This window comes from Verrucomicrobiia bacterium (genome assembly GCA_035765895.1).
Taxonomy (GTDB): domain Bacteria; phylum Verrucomicrobiota; class Verrucomicrobiia; order Limisphaerales; family DSYF01; genus DSYF01.
Genome location: DASTWL010000009.1, coordinates 49569 through 57685 on the forward strand (window position 1 = coordinate 49569; position 8117 = coordinate 57685).

The window sequence follows — 8117 nt, forward strand, 5'->3', positions numbered from 1 at the left end:
GACTGACTGGTGCCGGGCTTTCCGTTTTTACGGCTGAGGTCAGGCATCTCTACATCTGTAAAGATTCTGCTTGTCATCTTTACAGTTGTAGAGATAGGCTCCCTGCATTGACGCAAAAATGCCATGCCCCAAGCACCCGTTGAACTCACCGAGGCTGAATGGGCGGTGATCAAAGCCGTCTGGGAAACTGAACCCTGCACCGCTCCTGCCATTCAGGAAAGGCTTCACCCACAGACGGCCTGGACCTATTCCACCGTGCGCACGCTCATGGACCGCATGGTTGGCAAGGGGCTGCTGACGGCGGTCAAGGAACGGCACGTCACACTTTACCGTTCCGCTGTGACGCGCGCCCAGGCGCAAAGGGGAGAACTGCTCTACGCCCTGAAGCACGCGTTCAACGGTGCGCTGGCTCCGATGGTTCAGTGCCTGCTCGAAACCGGGGATGTTTCACGGGACGAACTCGACAAGCTCAAACAACTCATTGCCGAGCACGAAAAGACGCGCGGCAAAACCGGAAAGAAATCATGAATACCCTGTTGCAATGGCTGACTGCACCCGGCTGGGTGCTGGTGGTGAAGGCCTTGTTGCACTCGTTGTGGGAGGGCGCACTGGTGGCGCTGGTGCTGGCGATTGTGTTGCGGCGGGTGGGCAACCCGGCGGTTCGTTATCGGTTGGCGCTGGCGGGAATGGTTGTCGTTGTCGGGGCGACCTTGGTGACATGGGGGATATTAAACTCGCCTCGATCGTCCCAACTCGGCGCCGCCCCAGCAGGGGCTGCCGACGCGCCCGTTATCGGGAGCGCGGGGCCGGTTAAAACCATTGTGGTGGTTGCGGTGCAGACTTCGCCGCCACCCTCACTCCAATGGACCACGTGGCTGGCGCTGGCTTGGGTGGTGGGCGCGAGCGTGATGCTGGGCCGGGCGAGTGTAAAGGTGGCAGGTGCAGAACAGTTGCGTCGCGCCAGCCGACCGCTCCAGGACGAAGTTGTCGACGCCCTCATTCGCGAGGTTAAGGCCGCAGTGAACCTGACCCGGCGGGTCCGTGTGGCGGTGACCGACCGCCTCACTTCGCCGGCAGTGGTGGGGGTGCTGGAGCCGACGCTGATTCTGCCGCTGGCGTTGATTACCACGTTTTCACCGGAACAACTGCGCTTCATCCTGCTGCACGAACTGGCGCACATCCGGCGCGGCGATTATCTGACGAACCTGTTCCAGTTGTTTGCCGAGGCGCTGTTCTTCTTCAATCCGGCCGTCTGGTGGCTCAGTCACCAAGTCCGCCGCGAACGCGAAGCCTGTTGTGACGCCCTCGCCATCGAACTCAGCGGCGCGCCGGCCGATTACGCGCGCACGCTGGTCAGCGTGGCGGAAACCATGTTGAACCCGGTGCTGGTGGCCGCGCCCGCGTTCGGAAATGAGCGCGAGCCGTCGTCGCTGGCAGACCGGGTGCATCGGGCCATGGTGCCCGGCTATCGACCTTCATTGCGTCTCACGTGGCGGGCGATGCTCACGGCACTCGTGCTGGGTGTTGGATTGTTGGGACTGCTCGCGATGGGGGCGCGAGAGACAGTGGCCGCCACCACTTCATTGCTCGGCACGAATCAACTCACGGAAGCGACGGGATCCGATACGGCGCAGCGACCTGAACGAGCTACAGATTCACAGCCCCTCCGAGCACACACAGACCGGCAGAACATCTTTGGGAAATTGAAAAATATCCGGTTGCCGCGGGTGGAATTTGACGGTGTGTCCTTGGCCAAGGTGATCCGCTTCTTGAATGAGACGACCCGGCAAAGCGATCCGGCTGGGCAAGGCGTGAAGTTCACCTTGGCGGAAGGGGCAAAACCAGCCGCCGGCGCCAGGGTGGATCCCGCCACGGGGCTTCCGCTTGAACAGCCGGGCGGCGGCGCCATTGATCCGACCACGGGTCTGCCCTCAACGTCCGGCATGGCCGGCGGTTCATCGCCGGGCTCGGCAGTTATCACGGTCACGCCTGCCCGAAATGACATTTCTTTGCAGGCCGCGCTGGACGCAATCGTGCGCGGATCGTCGGTGCCGATCAAATACTCGATTCTGGAGGATGGCGTGTGCTTTTCGGCTGCCGCGGCCAAGGGCGCACCGCAGCTTTACGTCCGCACCTTCAAGGTGGACACAAATGCGCTCGCGCTGGCGCTGGGACGCGTCGGACCGGAGGCAAAGGTGAATCCGTCCGTTGCGTTGCATGAACTTTTCAGCAAGCTCGGCGTCGATTTCCAGCCCCCGAAAACATTGTTTTACAACGAACGTCAGGGGCTGGTCATCGTTCGGGCGACGCAGGCGGACCTCGACATCATTGAGCAGGTCGCTCAATTGCTGAATCAGACGCCGCCGCAGGTGAACATCCGGGCCAGGTTTGTGGAGGTGCCGGAAGATGTGTGGGCCAGACGCGGGCTTGGATTTCTCGCCACAAGTAATCGGGTTGCTTCATTTACCGCTGTCATACTGCCAAAGCAGGCTGTGGAATTATTGGAACTATTGGACCGGGAAAATGGAGTCAGAAATCTTTCGTCTCCCTCCATAACCACATTGAGTGGCCGGCAGGCACAACTTGCGATGGGCACTTTTGGAATTGCCGCAGCCCGTATCAATCCAATGGCTTTGACGCCGCCCGGCATTCTGATCACGAACGGAAACGATTTGTCGCTTTATCTGACTGATACGAACTCGATTAAAGACGGCCTGACGCTTGATGTCATTCCGTCGGTCAGCGCGGATGGGCAAACCATTGAACTGGCAACCACCACAACTTTTAATTCATTTATTGGTTACGATGAGCCGACCAACTTCGTCACCATCTACACCAATGGCATAGCTGGAAAGCTTGGCGTTCCGCTGCCGAACCAACTGAAAAATCAGATCAAATCAACTGCTGTCGTTGCAGATGGCCAGACAATGGTGCTTGGCGGCGCCTTATCGGCAGAAGACCACACGGCAAGTAAAGTTAAACGGACGGGAAAAATGCAGCTGCTCGTCTTTGTCACCCCCACCATTATTGACCCGGCGGGCAATCGGGTTCACCCGGACAAATAGGCGTTTTCGTCATTCGCCTGATGCTTAGCGGAGGGCCGGGGTGTCGGCCGTGATTGCGACACGCTGGCGCGGGGGAAAAATCCGCCACACGCCGGCGAGCAGGCTGCCGATGACGGAGTGAAACACCGCTGAGATGGCGCACGGGGTTGCGGTGGCGGGCAGGGACGCGAAACTCGACTTGGCGAGCACGGCGCCAAGCCCGGAATTCTGCATGCCAACTTCGATGGCGACCGTGCGCCGGATGGTTTCCTCGTAACCGAACACCCACGCGAAGCCCCAGCCCAGCGCAAAGCCCAGGGCGTGCAGGAGAAAGACGGCCAGCAGCAGGCGGCCGCCCGATTCATGGATGTTGCCCGCCTGCTGGCCAATGATGCTGGCACAAATCAGCGTGATGAAGATCACGCTGACCAGTGGCGCCGCCGGCAATCCGAAACGCACCACGCGCGGGGCGAATTGATTGAGCGCCAGCCCGAGGAGCAGCGGCGCCAGGACCACCTTGACCGTGTCGAGCAGCAGGCCCAGTGCATCCACGTGCACGTAGGCGCTGGCCAGCAGCTTGGTGAGCAATGGCGTCATCACGACGGCGGCGAAGGTTGAGCACATGGTCATCAGCACCGACAGCGGCAGATTGGCGCGCGCCAGGTAGGTCACCACGTTGGAGGCGGTGCCGCCGGGACAGCACGCCACGAGAATCAGGCCGACGGCGAGCGGTGTCTCCAGCTTGAGCAGGTGCGCCAGGCTCCAGCCGAGGAAGGGCATGATGAGGTATTGCGCGAAGAACCGGGTGGCCACGGCGCGGGGCAGGGTCAGCACGCGGCGAAAGTCGGCCACCTTCAGCGTCACGCCCATGCCAAGCATGATCATGGCGAGGCCCCACGGAATCCACTGCTTGTCAAACCAGGTGAAGAGCGCGGGGCGAAACAGCGCCGCGATGCAGGCGAGCAAAACCCAGAGTGGAAAACAATTCGTGAAAAGAGTGAGGACGCGCGTCATGTCGCTTCGTCACATCTCCTCGGGCGACATGCCGATGCCCACGATGCTGCACGCCTGGATGACGTTCAAACCGAGGCGTTCGGCTTCGGCCAGCACGGCGTCCGATTCCGTTCCCGGATTGAGCCAGAATTCATCGCAGCCCTTCGCGGCAATCGCCGGCAGCACTTTCAACAACACCGGCGGCGGGAGATACACGCTGATCAGGTTCGGTCGCCCCGGGACATCGGCGATGCTGGCGAACGCCGGCAGTCCCTCGATTTGCGCCTCTTTCGGGTTCACCGGATACACGGCGTAACCCTGCTGCACGAAGGCGCGCACGGCCTTGTTGCCGAACTTCGCGCGGTCGGCGGAGGCGCCAATGATGGCGATGGACTTCATGGGCGGCTAATCGCGGTTGGCCGCCACGCCGCTTTCGAGGATGCCGTTGGCAATCCGCGCCGCTGCCAGCTGCTCGATCATCGTGGCGATGTCCTCCGGGCTTTCCTCGACGGAAAACAACAGGCCGCCGCTCAAATGCACCGTGGTCGTCCGCGACTCGGTTTCGATGTAGTTGATGTGTTCGCTGTTCAGCAGGATTTCCCCGCCCTTGTTGATGCGATTGAGTTTGATGAGTGGCATAAGCGAATTTGGCTCAGTTGACCGGATTTTTCCAGACGTAGCGGAACATCAGCACGCGCAGGGCCGCGGCCAGCGGAATGGCCAGCACCCCGCCCAGCAGGCCGCCCAGCAGCGTCGTCCCGGCCATTACCGCGATGATGATGGCCAGCGGGTGGAGCCGCATGCGGTCCCCCATGATTTTCGGCTGGATGACGAAACCTTCCAGGGTCTGCACGATGGCGAAGACGGCAAGCACGAGCAGCGGATGCAGCAGGTCGCCATATTGCACGAACGCAAGCACCAGCGCGCTGCTGACGACGACGAACGCGCCGATGAACGGGATCATCGTCAGAAACACGGCGACGAAGCCGATCAAAAAGGCGTAGCTCAAACCGATGGCCAGGAAACCGATCGTGTAAAGCACCGCGTCGCACAACGCCACCAGCACCTGGCCGCGGAAGAACGCAATCAACTGGTCGTTGATGGCGCGAATGACGAACGTGACCTCGTCCTTCAGGCTGGAATCCCGCAAGGGCAAGTAGGTGGTCCAGTTGGCCACGATGCCGCGCTTCTCCAGCAGGAAATAGAACGCGTAAACCGGGATCAACGCGAGGCCGGCGAAAATGCCAAAGAGCGAAAGCGCCTTGCCGAACTGATTGCCCAGCCACGCGCCGATGCTGGGCAGCGCCGAGGTCAGCACCTTTGACACGGAGGCCAGCGTGTTTTTATCCCACGCCGGCGGTGTGGGTTCGCCGGATGGTTCGCCGTCGGCCGGCTTGGGCAGCAGCATCGGCAGCAGGCGTTTCACCAGCGGGGGTGGATCGTGGGCAAATTTTTCGAGGCGTTCCTGCAACTGGCCGCTCATCTCGTGGGCTTTGCCGGCGAGCTGGGTGGTTTCCACCACCACCCGCGGCGCCACGCTGGCCAGCACGCCAAGGAGCAGTCCCGCCGCCACAAAGAACACCAGCACGATGGCGCGGGTGCGGGGAATCCGCCGGTGCTCCAGCCAGTCCACGACCGGATCAAGCAGGTAAGCCAGAACGCCCGCCACGGCCAGCGGCCACAACACCGGCGCGAGCAGGCCCAACGCCTGGCCCAGTCCCCACACGGCCCCGACGATCACGCCCACCAACGCCGCCAGCGCCAGCGCGGACAACGCGAGCCATGCCAGTCGCCGCTGGCCTTCGGAGGGAATCGGAGCGCTCATGGTTTTGGGTGCGGGAATCCGCCCGGGTTCAACCTTGGCCCAGGCGTCTGGCCTTTTCCGTGGCGGCGCGCACCGCGTTCATGACGGCGCCGCGCAAATTGCCTTTCTCCAGTTCGTGAATGCCCTCGATGGTGGTTCCGCCGGGGCTGGCGACGGCGTCCTTGAGCACGCCCGGATGTTCGCCGGTTTCCAACACCATTCGGGCCGCGCCGAGCACGGTCTGCGCCGCCAGCCGGGTGGCCAGTTCGCGCGGCAGACCGGAGGCCACGCCGCCGTCGCTCAAGGCTTCGATGAACTGGTAAACATACGCCGGGCCGCTGCCGCTCAGGCCGGTCACCGCATCGAGGAGCGATTCCTTCAACTCCGCCGCCACGCCCACGGCGGACATCAGCCGCTGGGCGAGGACGGCATCCGCAGCCGTGGCGGCCTGGCCGCGCGCGAACGCGGATGCCGAGGCGCCGACCAGGGCCGGCGTGTTGGGCATGACGCGGATCACGCGGGCCTGCGCGGGCAGGGCGGCTTCCAGCTTGTGCAACGGCACGCCGGCGGCGATGGAAATCAACAAATGCCGGCGGGTAAACAACGGGTGAATCTCCCCAAGCACTTCGGCGGCCTGTTGCGGCTTGACGGCAAGAATGAGGACGGACGCGGCGCGCAGCACGTCGGCATTGTGAGGGCAGATTTTGGCGCCCGTGGCGGCGCCAAAGGCCTTGCGGGCGGCCGGCATCACATCGCTGGCGAACACCTGGCCTGGCCGCACCAGTCCGGCCCTGATGAATCCCTGCGCCAGCGCGGTCGCCATGCGGCCGGCGCCGAGAAAACCGATGGTCAATTTGGCTGCCATGGTGCCTATGTAGCACGCACCCGCGGTGCGCGGAAGGCAAAACGGCGCGAACCGCGCTTGTTTTGGCACTGGCTTTCACGGAACGCCTGTGCTTTTTTCAGGACGGAACCCATTAACAACCACGAATGAAAACCATCTTCGACCTCCACCCCAAACTCTTCATTGGTGTCGTTCATCTCAAGCCGCTTCCCGGTTCGCCCCGCTGGCATGGAACCATTGAAAATGTCATCAACAACGCCGTCGTGGATGCCACCGCGTATGACCGCGGCGGTGCGCACGCGCTGTTCATCGAGAACTTCGGCGATGCACCGTTTGCCAAGGGACAGGTCGGACCGGAAACCATCGCCACGATGGCAGTTGTGGCCCGGGCCATCCGCGAGCACACCAAGCTGCCGATCGGGTTCAATGTGCTGCGTAACGATGCCCGCGCCGCGCTCGCGCTTTGCGCCGCCACCGGCGGCAGCTTCATCCGTGTGAATGTCCATTCGGGCGCGATGATCACGGACCAGGGCATTATCGAGGGCGATGCGTATCATACGCTGCGCTACCGCCAGCAGATTTGTCCGCACGTGCAGATCCTGGCCGACGTGCACGTGAAGCACGCGGAACCGCTGGGGGAAGCAGGCATCGGGGACACGGCGCGTGAAACCATCGAGCGTGGCCTGGCCGACGCCGTGATTGTCTCCGGGATTGGCACCGGTTTTGCCACGGACTTCGGGGACGTGGAACTTACGCGTCGTGCCCTGCCGCACGGCCGCATCCTGATCGGCAGCGGCGTGAACACCCACAACTGCGCGGAATACCTGCGGCACGCCGACGGTTTCATCGTCGGCAGCTCCCTCAAGTTCAACGGACGCCTCTCGGCGCACGTCGATCAGAAGCGCGTGGCGGCCCTGGCCAAGATCGTGGGGCGCTGAACGCCGCGCGGCTCAGGCGGCGATGGCAGATGGGCGGTTGAGGCGGTTTAGCAACTGTTGCAACCCCGCCTGTTGCGTTTTGAGGACGCGCTTAAACTCGGCCCGGTCCGTGTGGAGGATTTCCAATTCCAAATCGCGGACCCGTCGCTCCAGCGTTTGTGTCAGGAGCCGCTGCTCCTCACTTGTTAATTCCAACTGGCACATGGTTGCCTTTCCCGGTGGCGCTGTTTTGGCCGGCCGGTCCGGACCCCTTGCCCGGCCCCATTCCGGCCACACCAATCTACGCCGGTTTCGCCCGAAACCAAACCGGGCCGGCTGCTCAATCGAAATCCGAACAGCTCATGAAGTAATGACAGCGGGGGCAGCGCAGTTTGCACTTTTCGTTGTGCAGTTCGTGACCGCACCGTGGACACCAGCGCCAGTATTCGCCGTTTTGATCGGCGCCGGCCGGGCAGGCGTCCGGCCCTTCGCGGGCCGGCTGCGAATCAGGGGTT

The 8117-nt window shown here is 62.7% G+C and carries 8 protein-coding genes; 3 read left to right on the top strand and 5 right to left on the bottom strand.

Annotated features, from left to right (window positions below; genetic code table 11):
• The first annotated feature begins 123 nt into the window (after positions 1-123).
• Positions 124-528: a BlaI/MecI/CopY family transcriptional regulator gene (locus tag VFV96_01875; GenBank protein HEU5069140.1), complete on the top strand. Its 405-nt coding sequence runs from the start codon at positions 124-126 to the stop codon at positions 526-528.
• Positions 529-611: 83 nt separating this feature from the next.
• Positions 612-3065 (top strand): M56 family metallopeptidase, encoded by a 2454-nt coding sequence (locus VFV96_01880; protein ID HEU5069141.1) that lies wholly within the window; start codon positions 612-614, stop codon positions 3063-3065.
• Positions 3066-3089: 24 nt separating this feature from the next.
• Here the strand turns inward: VFV96_01880 and VFV96_01885 are convergent, their stop codons facing one another.
• Genes VFV96_01885 through proC form a run of 5 tightly spaced genes read right to left on the bottom strand, consistent with a single transcriptional unit; the run spans position 3090 to position 6706 of the window.
• The gene (locus tag VFV96_01885; protein ID HEU5069142.1) at positions 3090-4058 is read right to left on the bottom strand and encodes a bile acid:sodium symporter family protein; all 969 of its coding nucleotides are present in this window, start codon (positions 4056-4058) and stop codon (positions 3090-3092) included.
• A 9-nt stretch (positions 4059-4067) separates the two neighbouring features.
• Positions 4068-4436, bottom strand: a complete 369-nt coding sequence (locus VFV96_01890; protein ID HEU5069143.1) for a CoA-binding protein — start codon at positions 4434-4436, stop codon at positions 4068-4070.
• Positions 4437-4442: 6 nt separating this feature from the next.
• A complete protein-coding gene (locus VFV96_01895; protein HEU5069144.1) occupies positions 4443-4676 on the bottom strand; it encodes a flagellar FlbD family protein in 234 nt (77 codons plus the stop codon).
• 13 nt (positions 4677-4689) lie between these two features.
• Complete coding sequence (locus VFV96_01900) at positions 4690-5862, bottom strand: AI-2E family transporter (protein HEU5069145.1); 1173 nt, start codon at positions 5860-5862, stop codon at positions 4690-4692.
• A 28-nt stretch (positions 5863-5890) separates the two neighbouring features.
• Positions 5891-6706 (bottom strand): pyrroline-5-carboxylate reductase, encoded by an 816-nt coding sequence (gene proC, locus VFV96_01905; protein HEU5069146.1) that lies wholly within the window; start codon positions 6704-6706, stop codon positions 5891-5893.
• 125 nt (positions 6707-6831) lie between these two features.
• Between proC and VFV96_01910 the strand changes: the two genes are divergently transcribed.
• Positions 6832-7623: a BtpA/SgcQ family protein gene (locus VFV96_01910; GenBank protein ID HEU5069147.1), complete on the top strand. Its 792-nt coding sequence runs from the start codon at positions 6832-6834 to the stop codon at positions 7621-7623.
• The last annotated feature ends 494 nt before the right edge of the window (positions 7624-8117 follow it).